Consider the following 17,520-nt stretch of genomic DNA (forward strand, 5'->3'; position numbering starts at 1 on the left):
AACTGACAACCTTTGAGAATGTCTACATATACTCTAAATCTCGGTTCATATATAAGTGAAAGAGTGTGTATGAAATTATAAATATTGGTATATATATTGGATGTAATTGCCAAAATATGGTGAAAAATGGCATCTAAAAAACTTATTCAGAAAATGCAAAACACCTTCCGAATGTAGTTTATATGACCTCCATACCTTTTGTTGTCCGATCATATTTAAACTGTGGGGCCTGAGAAATTTTGTGCTCACCCGGCTTCCGGCTTTAGCGTTCTGGAGATAACTTCTGTTTTCGAACAGAGTCCGGAACAAAAAAAAGGTTGTAATAATAAATACCGATACTTTTTAAAATGACAGAACGACTCATTGTAAAATATTATTGTTATTGATCATGAACCACAGCCCAAAGCATGCCATAAAACCTCCACAGATATATACCAGTTTTTCATGTGTGGGCTGTGAAATTATTTCCGTTCCTCTGGAAAAAGATGAAGACACAGCTACAAGAAATCCAAGGTCTGCTGCCCAGTGCCCGATAATAAATGCAATTACTGCGAAGATGCCTGTAAGATACTCCTGAAGAAGGATCGCACTGCCTGCTGTTAACCACCATGCAACAAAAAATGGATTCAGTGCTGAAGTTATAATTCCTGCGGATACCGTACCTGAGAAAGGGTTCAATGCCGAAGTCATAATTCCAGAAGATACAAGACCCGAAGAGAGATTCATGCTGCTGGCTGAAATAGAGATATCCATTGTAGAGGCTTCTTTTGCTTTTTTGATCATTACGAGCCCGAAGACCACCATCATTAAACCGCCCGTTATAGCCAGATACGAGATTACTGATTTTCCAAAGAACGATGATGCACCTATCAGAATAAGTACGAAAAATACGAGTTCTACAAGGGCATGACCTAGGAATATCGAAGGCCCTGCTCGCCATCCTTTCTGAAAAGACGCTCCGATTGTCGCAAACATCATTGGCCCGGGGATAATGGCTGCAGATATGCCTACTGTGAAACCAAGAATAAGAGCTTTAGTTAATTCGATTATGAAACCACCCGGAAACTATCTGAATATAAAAACATAGAGAGTAATTATATAAAAATGTTTTGAGGCTGATCAGATAGTATCGTTATGGAATCAATCAGGAAAAATGTATTTCGGCTTACAGAAATCGATTTATTCAAATAGATTTTATGGATTATTACCAATTGATGATTATAGAGAATATTCGGCAGAATCTTATTTGTAATAAAATAATTATTACTAACTACTTAATGTTAATTGTTCACTTCTAACTGCTAATTGCTTTATAACTGAGTAAATTAATTTATTTTTAAGTACTAATTTCCATCATCCGTTCGTTAGCGATTTTTGCTTCCGGTTAACCATATAAAATTTCAAAAGTACAGCTCCTGCCATAATTACTGCAAGCCCTGTTGAGAAGTAAGGAGACCTTATTACATCCCAGCGACCAGACCAGATAAGAAATCCTGTAAGGAAAAGGACAGAAGACCCGGCAATTCCTGAGATTTCTACCGGAACTTTTATCGAACCCAGGGTAAAACGATCTCGATTTTCAATGGCTTCAATGCGGGATTCAAATTTTCTTATACACTCTTCGGATACACTTTCCTGAACTTTAATGTCCCTGACTTCATTCCCTAGTTTTTCAATATCTGGCTCAAGGTTACTGTGCACAAAATCAGAAAGTTCAGAAATAGCAGCCTGTAGAGAATGGAGGCTTTCTGAGAGGCGCGAAAAAAGAGCACTTATATCCCTTACCCGGTAACTGGCTCCTGAAACTTCCGAAGAACTATCATGAAAAATTATGGAACCATTTGAGGCTTCTGAAGAGGGAAGCACTGCACCGAAGGCAAAAGTTGAAATATCCTCTTCAGAGAGCGACGTAACAGAGTCTGAAAGCAGAGGATTCTCCGGAAGAGTAAAAAAAGCTTCAGGAGAAATAGAAGGCCCCTGTGGAGAAACTGAAGAACCTGCAGCAAGATTTACAGAGTTTACTTCTTGAAAAGAATCTGGAGATATTCCTGAAAAAGCCTTTCCAGCCTTCAAAGTCTGAGGTGCTTCAAGGGATAAGCGGCGCTCAACTGCCCTCAACCGCTTTTCAAAGCTTCTGATACTCTGGTCAAAAACCTCGATTCTCCCCTGCAAATCGCCCCTGATTTCGGGCTCTAACTGATATGATTTACTCAATTGAACCACCACTCCATAAAATTATTTAATATTAAATCAGACCCCGACAGTATATAAATTTTTTGACAACATTGCAGAAAGTATAAGAAGTATACCTTGAAAAAAAAAGAAAGAAAAGGAAGCTCCATATTAATCAGTAATCTGTCCCTTGACCCGGAAACCGATTTTCAATCCATAAGTTATAAAGCTCTTCCAGCTTGTATCAGCCCGTCAAAAGAAAGAGGAATCAGAAACAAAAAAAAGAAAAAAGTGAAGTATAAAAAAGAAGCTAAAAATAAGGGAATAAAAGGAAAATGAGAGAATCAGATAGGTCTGACCTCAACAATGTCTCCGCTGTCCTGAGCTTCCATAATTCCCGATGCAAGATCCGAGTTTATCCTGAGTTTCACATCTCCATGCCGGCTAACAGTTGCGCTGAAGAGATATTCGTCTTCGATGAAAATCTCCACGTCTTTTCCTGCTAGTTCAAGAGCCCCAAGGATAAGGTGTTTCTTTGTCCTTTCGATGATGGGATGAACCGGGGATGCAGGAGTACCTTTTTCAGGCACAGATTCTCTTGCCTTTCCCGGGAAAGTTTTGCGTTCAGCCCCACGTTTCGGACCTTTTGTGCTTCGTGGAGTTTCGGCTTCCAGTTCCCTTACGTCGATATGGAGCCCAAGGATATTTTCGATCCTGTCAATTACACTCCCACCTTTGCCGATAACCTTTCTCATATCGTCGTCATGGACTTTTACGATTGCACTGTCGTCTGAGGTCACTTCCACTTCAACAGGACCAGTTGCATACCTGCTAATAACGTTCCTTATCCCTTCTTCAGCAAGCTTCCAGGCAGGTTTCCGGCTTTCCGGAGAAGCGCCGATTGGCATGACCACAACCTGCTCCCCATATGTGTAAATCTCATACTCACTCTTGCCAGTTTCGAAATCCGCAATGGTAATTACCGGCCTTGCAAGATCCTGCTCGGTCATCCCGTAAGGGACCTTAACTATAAAGGCGAGCACCAGGACCTTTGCAACCTCTCCTTTATCGATGAAAATTACAGTATCGACTACCTGCGGGATCACACCCAGTTCAACCCTTCCGATAAGGCGCTGAATGGCATCCACAGCCCGGGTTGCATGCACGACTCCGATCATCCCGACTCCTGCAAGGCGCAGGTCTGCAAAGATCAGAAAATCCCCGGTTTTTCGTACTTCATCATAGATAGTGTAGTCCGGCCTGACCAGAAGCAAGAGGTCAGCGGTGTCTTCCATCCTCCCATTAAGGGGAGAATACTGAGTGATCTCAGGAGGCACCTGCAGGTCCCTTGGAGATTCCATGGTCTTGACTACCTGCCCGTGGTCATTCAAATAACGAGCAACCCCAGCAGCGAAAGTAGATTTCCCGGCTCCCGGAGGTCCTGCAATAAGGACTCCACGCTGGCTTACTATACGCTCTTTCAGCTTCTCGCTCAGACGGTAATGTTCAAGGTCAACAACAACTGTAGGTCTGACGACAGTTATCTCCATATCATCGGAGAAAGGAGGATGTGTAATTGCAATCCGCATGTTTCTTATTTGCAGGACCGTAGCCCCGTTCGAGGACATTTCGATAAAAGATTCAGGGTCCAGCCTCGCCCTCTCGATAAGTTCTTTTGAGATACTGGAAAGCTCCTGGGAAGTTGCAGGCTCTTCCCGGATCCGTACATAACGCACATCCCCCACAGGACCTTTCTTGCCCATTGGAGAAACCGCATTTTTGAGATGTACGGACATCGTATCATCAGTAAAGAAATGCTCTATTTTAAGAGGGCCGAATTCTGATGTGTCCAGAACTTTGGGATGAATGTACTCAACATCAAGCCCTTTTGCCTTAGCTATCAGAGACTGCACGCGGTCTTCACTAACGAACAGCCCCCCTACCTCAAAAGCTGTACGCCGGATAAGGGCATCCACCCTTCCTTCCTTAGAAAGCCTGATTTCCTCAGAAGTGGGCTGAACCCCGCTAAACTGAAGATTAATCTCCCCTCTATCTGATAGCTTCCGAAGTTCCGAAAGCTCTTCAAGCCCTTTGAAACCTATTTCTCTGCCCCTGTTTGCCTGAGCTTCAAGCTCCGACACCACAGCTTCGGGAACAACGACCTCAACGCCCCTGAACTCACCACTTCTGATGCGGGACGAGAGCCTCCCGTCAATTATCACGCTGGTATCTGGAACAATTCTCGATATCCGCTTCTCATCAGCCATATAAAGGGATATAGAGCCAGAAAGTATATAATAAAACTTCTGCTGCTTTTTATCCTTAGTTTTATAGCGTCCACTAATTGGCACTGATATTTTCCCTTCTTTTTTGACCCAAATGGGTTCGGGTTTAGTGCCTTGAAGAATTATACTCCTCCAATCCAGATTTAGATCCGTTTCTTAAAAATCACAAACCGAAAAAAGACCACTCATAATATCCAGGCGGATTTCCTCTTTGTTACATCCCAGAATTTCAAGGGTATTATAAAGGACTCTTTCAGGGGATCTTTCAGGGGATCTTTCAGGGAATCTTTCAGGGGATCTTTCAGGGAATCTTTCAGGGAATCTTTCAGGGAATCTTTCAAGGCTCAAGATCTCAAGAATTTCTTCCCGATTTAACCATTTGCCAGCTTCTTTGATGCTAAAATTATCAGTGAGCTTATAGCTCAACACTCCTATCAATAAGCTATTGAAATTAAGACCCTTGCTTTTATGTTTGCCAAAAATATCACAAAAATTAAGTTTTTCATAAAAGGACTAAAGCAAGAATAGATCTGATAGGAACACATATATTGTTGTTAGGAATTTAGGGAAGGCTCTCTATGTTGTGATTTTCATTGGACTGAATAACACAAAAGGGAGAGTATTTATTGATCTCTAACTGTCAAAATCAGGTTTGATCAGATGAATGAGATTAAAAGAGAGTTTGTAAACTGATAGATAACTATTTTCATGTGGTAGATGTAAAGAAATCTTTTCCATGGACTATGGTATTATGCAGAAAATAAGAATGAAAGCAAGAGAAAGCCAGAAATTCACCTGGAAGCTTAAGGAAAAAAATTTAAAAGAAAACGCCGGAATCTTAATACTATATACTTTACTAACTTTTATACTCACTTATCCTGTAATTTTTAAAATATCCACTAGTATCCCAGGTGGGTCAGATGCATTTCACTGGATAAGAATACTTTGGTATGCGCCAGTAGCGATCTTCAATCCCGGACTCACAAAATTAACACATGATTACTTAATATTTCATCCCTATGGGATACCAGCGTCCCCTTTTCAATCTGCATTTAACCAGATCCTTACATACTTGTTATCCAGTGTGATGGCCCTCCATCAAGCATATAATATATTATGGTTATTCTCATTTATTTTTGGAGCATATGGCACATACTTACTTACAAAATACCTATCAAATGACAAACTTTCTTCATTCATAGCTGGACTCGTGTTTGCATTTTCACCCTATCATTGTGCACATTCTCTTGGTCATTTCGGGGCAACCAGTATCGAATGGATACCTTTTTGCGCCCTATACTTGATGAAAATGTTTAGAGAAGGAGGAATTCGAAACAGTTTTTTTGCAGGAATATTCTTTATTCTCGTAGCCATGAGCGATCTTCAATACATGGTGTTCATGGGAATTTTTGTGTTGTTACTGTTTTTATATGAAATCTACATTGTTTTAAGAAACGAAAAACAAGATTATAAAGAAAAATTAGAAAGTATTTTTTATAAGTACTCCTTATTTGGAGTAATTTCATTCTTAGGTTTAATACCCCTTACAATGGAAAATATTCTAACAGCAATATCTAATGATAATTTTTTAAAAATGGATCCGTTTGAAGCTATTACGTACTCAACTGATTTACTGAGTTTTTTTCTTCCATCTGTTTTACATCCAATATTTGGGGATTTTACTAAGGATATTTACAGCAATTTCTCAGGAAATACCAGTGAAAATACAACTTTTATTGGATACACTGTCATTTTACTCTCTTTATTCGCGATCGGTAGACTAAAAGAAAACAAGTATGTAAAATTTTGGTCGATATCTGCATTGTTTTTTTCGTTACTCAGTCTTGGCCCACTTCTTCACATAAACGGTAGTACATCGTTTACAGTGTTCCAGACTACTATTCCTCTTCCACATTTGGCCTTGTATTATTTGGTCCCATTTATGGACAACTGCAGGACAACTGGGAGATTTTTTGTAATTGCTTCACTCTCATTTGCAGTTTTGACGGGGTATGGAATTTCAGAATTACTAAAATCGAACAAAAATAATAAAAAAATAATTGCAGTTGTAATAAGCAGTTTGATAATTTTTGAATATTTAGCAATTCCTTTTCCGATGTCAGTTGTAAACCAACCATCATTTTACAAAGAGATCTCACAGGATGAAGACAATTATGCACTGCTCGAAATACCTGCAACTCTAAAATATGTAGCAAGTGTAAATACCATTTATTATCAAACAATACATAAGAAACCGGTCGTAGGTAACGTGGCTGCCAGATATCCCTCCAATGCGAGAGATTTTGAACTTAATACACCTGTAGTAAGGGAATTAACTTATTTGCAGCCTCTTACTGTTGATATCCTGAACCCGGATATAAATCAGGTTGGAACATCCATTTTGAATTATTATAACATATCATATATTGTATTACATACAAATTATATGAATGACAAAGAAGTTGATTTAGCCGAGAAATTGATACAGAAAGCACTCCACACCGAACGGAAAACATATGAAAAAGATTCTTTAATTGTATACCGTGTCAAAAAAGAGCCTGTAAAGCCATTTATGATTTTAAAGGATAATTGGTATAATCGAGAGGAATGGGACGGGGTCCCGACCAGGTGGATATCGAACAATGCTACGTTAATGATATGCTCAAACGAAAAAGTAAATAAAACCCTTAGTTTCCGAATACTCAGCTATCAGAATCCAAAAAACATCGAAATCTATGTTGAAGATGACTGCTTTGAGAAAACTATACCAACAGATTTCACAGATATAAAAATACCACTAACTTTAGAAAAAGGAGAAAATATCATAAGATTTTCTACTCAGGAAGAATCATTTTCTCCGGCACAAATTAGCGATGATAGCCAGGACACAAGAAAACTTAGCTTTGCAATACAAAATCTCACAATATCATAACAGTTATTGTAGCTTTTAGGACTTACGCACTTGAGATACAAAATCAAGTACGACAGACGTTGTAGCCAAATGAGGATTTTGGACAGTTAAAGGTTTAACGCTATTGATTTCTCGTTTCAACCACGTAAGTCCTAGCTTTTTAAAAAAGCAAATTGGGTTAAATCATAAAAAAAGTATAAAAGTGACACCGCACATATCTGACATGACCAATTACAAGACATACCCGGGGTTGAGGATAATTTTTAACGTGCCCGTATTAAACACTTTTTTCAGATAAGGGCTTCTATTTAGTTGGAATACGACTCTGTTCCAAAATCGAGTAATTTTTACATTTCTGTATTGAAATTCTAAATTCGCAAGAAGATCCGGTCTTTAATCAAAATAAATATTCGAGATCTAAGACCTCAATCCAAAAATCTTATCACAAGAATTGTAACCAATTATAAAATCCAGTGATTTTTAATTTTACATTCATCACTGGATTTTGGTACTGAGTCTTAAATGAGCATAAATAAAAATATAACATACTAAGTTAAGAAAAAATATATAATAGATTTACATACAGTATGAAGTCTGCAGAATTAATTTAGATCGCAATTCCAAAAACTCTACAAGGATCTCAAAATGGAATTCTTACTAATGATTTCTGCTACTGGAACATGGGCACATATATCCCCCGAACCCATAGAACAAAATCAATCTGGATTATTAGTGGTACGCCCATAATTGACCATCTTCTGGATTGCATGGTCGGTCTGATTCGGGAAATATTTTCAATATCCATTATGTGTAAGTCTTAACAGGAGACAATGCGGATCTTGTAGGAAGCATGATTTCTTGAATATAAGTAATTCTTCATCGATAAAGTATTCAGAAGCTGGATAACATGAAAGTTATAGTAACTGGCGGAGCAGGATTCTTAGGTTCGCACCTTTGCGATCTGTTACTCACAAAAGGGTATGATGTGATCTGTATAGATAACCTTGCAACAGGAGATATAAGAAATATTGAACATATAAAGTCAGAAAAATTCACATACATAAAACATGACGTTACAAAACCGATATATTTTGGTGACAAGATTGATTACGTTTTTCACCTGGCCAGTCCTGCATCACCTATTGATTATCTCGAACTGCCTATTCAAACATTGAAGGTTGGTGCACTTGGCACTTACAATATGTTGGGACTTGCTAAGGAACAAAAAGCGCGTTTTTTACTTGCGTCAACCTCTGAAGCTTATGGGGACCCACTTGTAAATCCTCAGCCGGAGTCATATTGGGGTAATGTAAATCCCATTGGGCCACGTGGAGTATATGATGAAGCTAAGAGATATGCAGAAGCCATTACAATGGCTTATCATCGTTATCATAATGTCGACACCCGGATTGCGCGTATTTTCAATACCTATGGGCCACGTATGCGGGCAGGTGACGGAAGAGTCGTTCCCAATTTCATAAATCAAGCCCTGAAAGGTGAGGATATTACAGTTTACGGAGATGGTAGTCAAACCCGTTCATTCTGTTATGTATCTGACCTGATAGATGGGCTCCATCGGTTAATTAGGTCAGATTTTGTGGAACCAGTGAATATAGGCAATCCAGATGAAATGAACGTGCTGGAATTTGCAGAAATGGTTATTAAAATCACTGGCAGCAATTCCAGGCTCGTCTTCAGAGATTTACCCGTGGACGACCCTAAGGTTCGAAGACCGGATATTAGCAGGGCGAAGGAAGTTCTGGGATGGGAGCCAGCAGTAAAACTATGTAAGGGACTTGAACAGACGATAGAATATTTTAGTGACAACTAAGGAAAAGTGACTTTATGAAAACATCTTTGGTTCTTCCTGCATGGAATGAGGAAGAAGCGTTACCTTTAGTTATTGAAGAATATATTGATAAAGTAGATGAGATCATTGTTGTAGATGATGGTTCTTCAGATAATACTTTTAACGTCGCTAAAAGCTGTGGAGTTCTGGTCTACAAACACGAGGTAAATAAAGGAAAAGTAGCAGCATTACGCACTGGTGTGGCAAATGCTACTGGTGACATAATTATTTTTTCGGATGCTGATTGCACTTATCCAGCAGAATATGTACCTCTATTTGTTAATGAGATTGAAAATGGTGCAGATCTTGTATTGGGTTCTCGATTTATGAATGGAATAAATAATATGCCTCTTCTGAATAAGATCGGAAATAGGTTCTTTTCACTCATGGCAGCATATATAAGTTGTATTAATATTACTGATGGTCAAACCGGTTATAGAGCATTTAAAAAGGATAATTTTGAGAAACTGGATGTTCATGCTGTTAGTTTGGAATATGAAACAAAAATGACAGTAAGAGCAGCAAAACTTGGCTACAAGATCGTGGAGATTCCTATTGAGTATCGCAGTAGAGTTGGTACATCTAAACTAAGGCCAATTAGAGATGGCGCCAAAATGTTTAGAGGCCTAATGTCTGTTGCTTATCGTGAAACATCTTTGCTTGCAAAAACAATAATGTTGCCGAGTCTATTTTTTATTATTTTAAGTGTTTTTTTTGGAACGATCTCATTGTATGAAAAAATCATGTTTGGTGTCTTAGAACATGAGTACTATCCATTGCTAACATTATTGTTTGCTTTTATTTCAATGCAATTGATTTCCATTGGACTGATTATGGATTATTTGACAAAAAAATTAGATAGAATAGAAGAAAAATTGTGAAATACTAACATGTCATCCACAAAACAATATGTCAAGCATATTATTTCATTTGTATTCGGATTGTGTATTATAGGAGCTTTGATACACTATGGAGGTACAGATAATTTTATTCTCTTGATATCAAATATGTCAAAAAAAATCTTAATAATCTCCATATGTATCTATTCGATTTCATGGATTTTTAGAATAATTCGATTAAAAGATGTGACTTCACACTTCAAAGCAGACATTAAGTTAAAAGACTTGTTTCTGCTGCATATTTCAGGTTATGCGCTGAACGTACTGCTTCCAGCAAAAATAGGCGATGTTGCCAATGTTCTTTATTTGAAATTGTATGGTATGAAAATAGAGGATTCTCTCGCATCAGTCGTATTCACTCGAATACTCGATTTGCTTGCGGCAGGGATTTTTACAATGTCCTTTATATTTATTGGATTGAAGGAGCCAATTATCAACAAGTATGTATCATTATTGATTGGAACCTGCTTAATAATAGTTATAGGGATGGTATTCTTCAGAAAAATTTCAATTTTTTCTCGCATCTTCAATATAATTGAAAATAAGATTACATTTAAACTTACAAAAGGTTTTATCTCAATTGGGAAAAGCACACATGTTAGCTTAAGTAATTTGTTTGCTACTCGCATATTGTTAGGTAAATGTATTTTACTATCGTTATTGATCTGGTTTTTCGAAATACTCACTCTTTACTTCATAGCTTTGAGCATGAATATTTATGTGCCGATATTCTACATGATATTTGGAGTTGCGCTTGCCAATATTGCAAAAATTATCCCAGCTACACCTGGCGGAATTGGTCTTTATGAAGGAGTCATAGTTATTGTATTTTCGGCTGCCAACGTCGGATACAATGATGCTTTAGCAGTAGCTGTGTTAGACCATCTTGTTAAAAATTTATACCTAATAGTGATTGGAATACCTGCCACATCAATGATAGGATTTGATACAGCGAAGTCTATAAAATTGGATTTAAAGAGCTTGTGATGTTAATGTGGATGTATAATAAAAAAATCAGATAATCAGGCTGTCTCAAAACTATGCTTGATTCTACAATTGGGTAAGAACTATTAGGAATATTTATCTTTTTAAAAAAGCAGTGTAGCGAAAGTTCTGTAAAATATGATTGACTCTGTATCCTTTTCTTTTCACCACAAAAAAACAGGATGCAGAGATGGTAAATTTATTCTCACTCATAAAAGATTATCTTGTCGATCAGGAAGATGGAATTCGCCAGCTAATTACCTGATTTTTAAACCTTGTAATGGAAGAAAAAGCCCTTTTCCAGGCTGGGACACAACGTTATGAGCGAACGGATTTCCGTAAAACCAGTCGAAACGGCTACAAACCCCGAACTCTCTTGACCAGGTATGGAGAACTCGAATTGTTAAAGCCTCAATTCCGTGAGTTATATAGCAATTGAACAGTAATCAACGGAACAGTAAGTAATCAATGGAACAGTAATCAAAAAAGAAGGCTAAGAGGTATAGAGCAAAATTTACAGAAAATTAGACACACTGCCGATGGAAAATTATTTGAGAAATATGAATATGAAAATTATCGACATTTATTGGAGTTAAAGGAATGGAATTCGCAGTATATGTAAGAAAAATATTGGGATTTAGTGGCTATTTAAACCCACTACTAAATTCCTTCAGAATGCTTGTACGAAAACATGAATTAGTCTTTTTGTTTACATTATTTTTTATTGTTTACAACATAAATTTGAGATCGATACCTAGTGGAGATACCATACCTGCATCTCTTTTGCCATTTTGTGTTTTGGAGCATCATTGTGTGAATTTCGATGGTTTCGGAGCATACATTGGAAAAATCAGTGTTCCTTATATGTTTGGACAAATGGATGGTCATTATTTATCTCAATATCCAATAGTTACTCCTTTAATTGTCACTCCTTTTTATTCAGTGATATATATTATACTAAAATTATTCCAGTGCCCAATAGATATGCTTAACTCAAGTTTTCAATTTATTGTGATTTTGATGGAAAAATTAAGTGCTTCCGCAATTGCCTCACTTTCTGGAATTTTTGTATATTTGGCTACAAGAGATTTAACTACCAGAAAAATTGGACTCATTTCAGCGTCAATCTATGGTTTTGGAACCAACACGTGGACAATAAGTAGTCAGGCCCTCTGGCAGCACGGCATGGTGGAACTTCTTCTTGCAGCTATGATTTACATTACAATAAAAAATGAATTCCTGGAAAGTAAATTAAACTATATTTTCCTTGGGCTTTTTTCGGGACTATATATATTTAATAGACCTTCTGATTCTATTCTTGTTTTACCGATCATATTATATGTCTTTCTTAAAATGAATAAAAAAAACATAATGTGGTATTTTACCTCAGTACTTATATCAAGTAGCTTTTTTTTGTTTTATAACATCCATTATTTTGGCAGTATTTTAGGGGGCTATTCCTGTTTAACTCCTGCAATGAAATTAAATTGGGAAATTTTTCCTCATTTTGTTGGATTATTGTTTAGTCCAAATCGCGGATTATTCGTATATACTCCAGTAGTTTTGTTTTCAGTTTTGGGCTATTTAAAGATCAAGAACCTTTCAAATGAAAAACTCAAGTTTACCTTTTATGCGTTTGGTTTAGCATGCATACTCGAAGTAATGGTCTATAGTATTTTTTCTAATTGGTGGGCAGGATGGAGCTATGGCCCTCGTTTTTTGATAGTACTTTTGCCTGTTCTTGCCATATATTTTGGGCTGTATCTGAACGATGCATCCAAAAAAGCAAATAATTATTCTAAGTTGTTAAAATTTGTATTCATTGGATTACTTATTGTATGGTCACTGTTTGTACAATTCGTTGGAGCATTTTATTATCCTATGGGCAATTGGGATGGAAGTCCAAATGTTGATGAAAATCCTGAAAAACTCTGGGATTGGAATGATACTCAAATCATGAGAAGTTTTCATGCAGGTCCTTATAATCCACTAATTCTGATAAATCATCATTTTACCATGTTCCTGACACAATTCCATAACCCAGTGTCATTTGAATGCGTTTCAATACTTAGGAAGAGGTACACAGGAGACCCTGTATGACAACATGAAACAGGTTGTAATCAGGAAAGCACTGAAATCATCAGATTCTGAATGGAACTCACAATTTGAGGATTTCTTCAAGCATTATGGATTCAGTTGAATAGGAAGGAAAGATTACTCCATTCCTTCCCTTCCAGGAACGAATCGTGCTACTTTCACCGCAGTTCACTCGCGCGTTTTACAACCCATTCTGGCGGCTTTAAGTGAAAAATTGCTGGTTCTTTTGAGGAATAACCCTTCCAACAAAGAGCATATTCACGTAATCATATTCAAATCTGGATAAGAGTTTTTCATTCGGACTTTTATCGTAAATATTAAGATCCAATCAAAATTGCGCTGGCGCACCCACAGCAAGCTAGCGGGGTATTCGACTGAAAAAAATACAAGAGAAACGTAGTATTTTTGCATCAACTTTAATTTATATCTTAGTTAACCGAATCAGGCCATTTTCTTTTTTGAGTGTTGTATGCTGGTTATCTTATACTTTATGTACATTTATGCAATGAATATTAACCATTTGCAGCTGATATAAGAGGTTATTTTGCAAGAAATTGCGAACTTATTAATATATTTACAAAAGTACAAATAGTAGAAAACCGTTGTATATTTTAGAGAAAACGCTACAAAAATGATTCAATGATCATTTACGAAGTCACACCTTACCCTGAAAAACATTTTCGCTTTTAGGTGATGGCTGGTATGGTCTTGAAGAATGGAATGGTGTTCCATCAAGATGGATGCAGATTCTACCATTTATATTTACTCAGATGAAGATAGTTCAGTGAAACTAAGTTTAGATGCTCTAAGTTTTCAAAGTTCAAGGACGCTGGAAATCTTCGATGGGGACTACTTGATTTCGAAATAAATAATCCTCCAACCAAGTTTATTTCCACAGAAACGACTGTAAACTTACACCACGGTGGAAATATCTTTCGGCCCCACGTTCAAGAGAGATGTGAAATACCAGGTGAAATTCAAGGCTCAGGGGACTCAGACAATAGAAATATAAGGATCTCAATTCAAAACATTAAAATTACAAAATAATATAAGATGTTTTTTTGGTGATATGTGTGAAATTTAGCATAAGTAAAGTAATATTATATTCAATAATCTTACTTGTCATGATAATTTTCTCAGGTATTGCCGGAGCAATAGAGGAGAACAGAACTGAAAAGTCTTCTCTACCTGACAGTGTTTTGGTTTATGACAACGCAGGAACCTGGGCAATCTGGAACTCCACCACTAATTCGGCTGATATTGTTGGATTCGGCTGGAATGGGACAAAACCTTTAGTTGGAGATTGGGATGGAGATGATATCAAGGAAATTGGAATATACAACACTGATGGAAATAACTTTATCCTGAAAACAGATTCCGATTTTGAGGTTATAGGGCTGGGCTGGGCCGGCGTCACACCAGTGGTTGGAGACTGGAACGGTGATGGAAAAGATGACGTCGGGGTCTACAACAACGCTGGCACCTGGGCGCTATGGAACACTGAAACAAACTCAGCAGAGATAGTAGGTTTTGGTTGGCAAGGAGTTCAACCAGTTGTTGGGGACTGGGACGGAGATAGTATAACTGAAATCGGAGTCTATCACTCTGACGAAAAAAGCTTCCTCCTGAGAACAGATTCCGGATTTGATGTGATAGGGTTAGGATATCCGGGAAGTATTCCCCTTGTTGGAGACTGGAACAGCGATGGAAAGGAAGAAGTCGGAATATATTTAAACGGTATCTGGGCACTCTGGAACTCCAATACCAACTCTACATACAATGATGGATATGGCTGGAATGGAACCATGCCTATTGTGGGGGACTGGGACGCTGATGGCACAACAGAAACCGGAATTTATAATCCACATGGGTACAACTTTCTCCTGAGGGTGGATACAGACTTTGAGACTATAGGGCTCGGCTGGTATGGGGTTACACCACTCTCCAGCTATTGAATAGTTAAGAGTACATTATAACTTTCAGAAAACCCATTTTTTAGTTTGTGTATTGGGTTTTGATCAACAGATAAATTTCCTCATCTGTTACAATTTATTATATTCGAAATGTCATCACCAAAACTTGTAGATCTCATAACTTATAGAGTGGAAAATATGGATATAAAGCTCGAAAACAGATTTAAACCCTATATATTTTCCGTCCATTTTTTCCGCGTTCCTGTAAAGTTTTAAATTCCTTTCCCCTGATTAAAAATGGATTTCCAGTTGTTAAAAAATAGATACAGTCCGATTTATTATTAGGACATGAGAAAATTATGATAAAAATTGTAATAATTTGACCCAAAATTTATATAAACCTACATTCGGCAGTTAGCACATACTCACAAATTAATATTTTTGATCGTTATTTTTTATAGATTCAATTGGAAATCAGTATCATGAGGACTATGAATTTAATGAGGTTGTTCATTTCGTCAATTTTTAAGAAAAATATATTAATAATTTCATGGATAACATTTAGGAGTTTTTAATTAAAAAAATTCCAAAAGTTCAGAGTAAATTGATATCAATAGAAAAATCAAATGGATTTTTACGTTTACCTGCCGAAAGAAGATAGAAATATCGTTTTATTATTTTGACAGCGTAGTAAATTAGTTTGCTGGGTGAAGGTAAAAAGTGAGATTTTTTGAGTATTAATCCAAATTAGAATATTAAAGAAATGTTATACAGGGTTATGTCATGTGGCAAGTGAAAAGAACTGAAATAGTTTTGTTTGCAGCAGTTTTTGCAATTTACCTGGCAATTGCAGGCAGTGCATCAGCTGCAACAATTTATGTAGACGATGACGGATCCGCAGATTATGCAACAATACAGGCTGCGGTAAATTATGCAAAAGAAGGAGATACGATAAGCGTAAAATCCGGGACTTATTCTGGAGACATTACAATTACAGTGCCAAATCTGGTTCTTGTATCAAGTAGTCCATATAATGCCATAATCAAAGCTAAAGGGAATGCTTTCAATTTGGATGCTAATTATATTACAATAAAGAACTTCAATATAATAGGTCCGGGTGGCTCGGGTTCCTCAGGCATTATAGACAATTCTTTCTTCTGTACTATTCAGAATAATAAAATTTCTAATTTTAATACAGGCATTGGAGTTTACACGGGGAACGAGGGGGGAGGCGGCTCAATCATTAATAATGATATTTCTGATTGCGATGACGGAATTTTACTCTGGTCCAGTAATGATAATAAAATAAGTGGGAATCGACTTTCAAACTGCAAAACAGGATTAGATATGGTAGATTCTTATGATACTATAATTTATAATAATAATTTTAACAACACCCTAAATGTACAATTTATGGATATAAGTACCTGGAATACTACGAAAACACCTGGAAAAAACATTGTTGGAGGCCCTTATATTGGTGGTAATTACTGGGCAACTCCAAAGGGTGACGGTTTTTCCCAGACACATTCCGATAGCAATGGAGATGGTATCTGTGAAGAACCATATTACATGAATGAGGTAAACATTGACTATATGCCCTTGTTCAAATCAGTTATAGGTTCAAAAGCTCCTGAAGAAGTTGGTGTTTATAACAATGCAGGAACCTGGGCACTCTGGAACACCGCTACAAAATCGGCAGATATTGTTGGTTTTGGGTGGGCAGGGACAAAACCGATAGTGGGAGACTGGGAAGGAGACGGGGGAATAGAAGTTGGTATATATAACAACGCGGGAAACAATTTTATGCTGCAAACAGATGCCGGTCTCAAGGTAATCGGGCTTGGCTGGTCTGGTGTTACACCAGTTGTGGGAGACTGGAACGGAGATGGAAAAGATGACGTAGGGGTCTACAACAACGCCGGAACCTGGGCACTCTGGAACACCGCTACAAACTCGGTAGATATAGTCGGATTCGGATGGGCAGGGTCAAAACCGATAGTGGGAGACTGGGACGGAGACGGAGTAACAGAAGTTGGTATATATAACAACGCGGGAAACAATTTTATGCTGCAAACAGATGCCGGCCTCAAGGAAATCGGACTCGGATGGGAGGGCGTTACACCAGTTGTGGGAGACTGGAACGGAGATGGAAAAGATGACGTAGGGGTCTACAACAACGCCGGAACCTGGGCACTCTGGAACACCGCTACAAACTCGGTAGATATAGTCGGATTCGGATGGGCTGGAACTCAGCCTGTTGTAGGAGACTGGGATGGAGATGGTGTAACAGAAGTTGGGATTTACAACACAGGAGGAAATAATTTCCTGCTACAGAAAGATTCCGGCTCTGGTTCTGTAGGACTTGGATGGACAGGGGTGACTCCATGTGTTGGGTGTTGGGGATAAA

Annotated in this window: 11 protein-coding genes and 3 pseudogenes; 10 read left to right on the top strand and 4 right to left on the bottom strand. The window is 37.7% G+C overall.

All coding sequences use genetic code 11. The features are described 5' to 3' along the window. Positions 1-360: 360 nt before the first annotated feature. Together PHF18_RS06805 and PHF18_RS06810 are read right to left on the bottom strand one after the other, a co-directional pair. Positions 361-1,050, bottom strand: a complete 690-nt coding sequence (locus PHF18_RS06805; RefSeq protein WP_367279163.1) for a LysE family transporter — start codon at positions 1,048-1,050, stop codon at positions 361-363. A 303-nt stretch (positions 1,051-1,353) separates the two neighbouring features. After that, complete coding sequence (locus PHF18_RS06810) at positions 1,354-2,223, bottom strand: hypothetical protein (RefSeq protein ID WP_300100183.1); 870 nt, start codon at positions 2,221-2,223, stop codon at positions 1,354-1,356. A gap of 87 nt (positions 2,224-2,310) precedes the next feature. On the opposite strand from PHF18_RS06810, the gene PHF18_RS06815 reads away from it, so the two are divergent. Further along, positions 2,311-2,511, top strand: a complete 201-nt coding sequence (locus PHF18_RS06815) for a hypothetical protein (protein ID WP_300100185.1) — start codon at positions 2,311-2,313, stop codon at positions 2,509-2,511. A gap of 5 nt (positions 2,512-2,516) precedes the next feature. Here the strand turns inward: PHF18_RS06815 and PHF18_RS06820 are convergent, their stop codons facing one another. Together PHF18_RS06820 and PHF18_RS06825 are read right to left on the bottom strand one after the other, a co-directional pair. After that, on the bottom strand, positions 2,517-4,439 hold the full coding sequence (locus PHF18_RS06820; protein ID WP_300100188.1) for a PINc/VapC family ATPase: 1,923 nt from the start codon (positions 4,437-4,439) through the stop codon (positions 2,517-2,519). 177 nt (positions 4,440-4,616) lie between these two features. Next, a pseudogene (locus PHF18_RS06825) lies at positions 4,617-5,051 on the bottom strand (hypothetical protein); the annotation flags it as partial. 172 nt (positions 5,052-5,223) lie between these two features. On the opposite strand from PHF18_RS06825, the gene PHF18_RS06830 reads away from it, so the two are divergent. The 9 genes and pseudogenes from PHF18_RS06830 to PHF18_RS06870 all read left to right on the top strand — a co-directional run bounded on the left by PHF18_RS06830 (position 5,224) and on the right by PHF18_RS06870 (position 17,519). Next, complete coding sequence (locus PHF18_RS06830; RefSeq protein WP_300100191.1) at positions 5,224-7,389, top strand: hypothetical protein; 2,166 nt, start codon at positions 5,224-5,226, stop codon at positions 7,387-7,389. A gap of 886 nt (positions 7,390-8,275) precedes the next feature. Next, the gene (locus PHF18_RS06835; protein WP_300100194.1) at positions 8,276-9,199 is read left to right on the top strand and encodes a UDP-glucuronic acid decarboxylase family protein; all 924 of its coding nucleotides are present in this window, start codon (positions 8,276-8,278) and stop codon (positions 9,197-9,199) included. 14 nt (positions 9,200-9,213) lie between these two features. Next, the gene (locus PHF18_RS06840; RefSeq protein ID WP_300100197.1) at positions 9,214-10,098 is read left to right on the top strand and encodes a glycosyltransferase family 2 protein; all 885 of its coding nucleotides are present in this window, start codon (positions 9,214-9,216) and stop codon (positions 10,096-10,098) included. Between the two features lie 9 nt (positions 10,099-10,107). After that, the gene (locus PHF18_RS06845) at positions 10,108-11,103 is read left to right on the top strand and encodes a lysylphosphatidylglycerol synthase transmembrane domain-containing protein (protein ID WP_300100200.1); all 996 of its coding nucleotides are present in this window, start codon (positions 10,108-10,110) and stop codon (positions 11,101-11,103) included. 139 nt (positions 11,104-11,242) lie between these two features. Next, positions 11,243-11,524: pseudogene (locus tag PHF18_RS06850) on the top strand (transposase); the annotation flags it as partial. 176 nt (positions 11,525-11,700) lie between these two features. Continuing rightward, positions 11,701-13,200: a hypothetical protein gene (locus PHF18_RS06855; RefSeq protein WP_300100203.1), complete on the top strand. Its 1,500-nt coding sequence runs from the start codon at positions 11,701-11,703 to the stop codon at positions 13,198-13,200. Next, a pseudogene (locus tag PHF18_RS06860) lies at positions 13,130-13,294 on the top strand (IS21 family transposase); the annotation flags it as partial. The gene PHF18_RS06855 and the pseudogene PHF18_RS06860, both read left to right, overlap by 71 nt. A 1,027-nt stretch (positions 13,295-14,321) precedes the next feature. After that, on the top strand, positions 14,322-15,152 hold the full coding sequence (locus PHF18_RS06865) for a VCBS repeat-containing protein (protein ID WP_300100206.1): 831 nt from the start codon (positions 14,322-14,324) through the stop codon (positions 15,150-15,152). A gap of 741 nt (positions 15,153-15,893) precedes the next feature. Then, positions 15,894-17,519 (top strand): NosD domain-containing protein, encoded by a 1,626-nt coding sequence (locus PHF18_RS06870; RefSeq protein ID WP_300100209.1) that lies wholly within the window; start codon positions 15,894-15,896, stop codon positions 17,517-17,519. Position 17,520: the final 1 nt, after the last annotated feature.

Origin of the sequence: Methanosarcina sp., assembly GCF_028693135.1 — an archaeon.
GTDB lineage: Archaea > Halobacteriota > Methanosarcinia > Methanosarcinales > Methanosarcinaceae > Methanosarcina.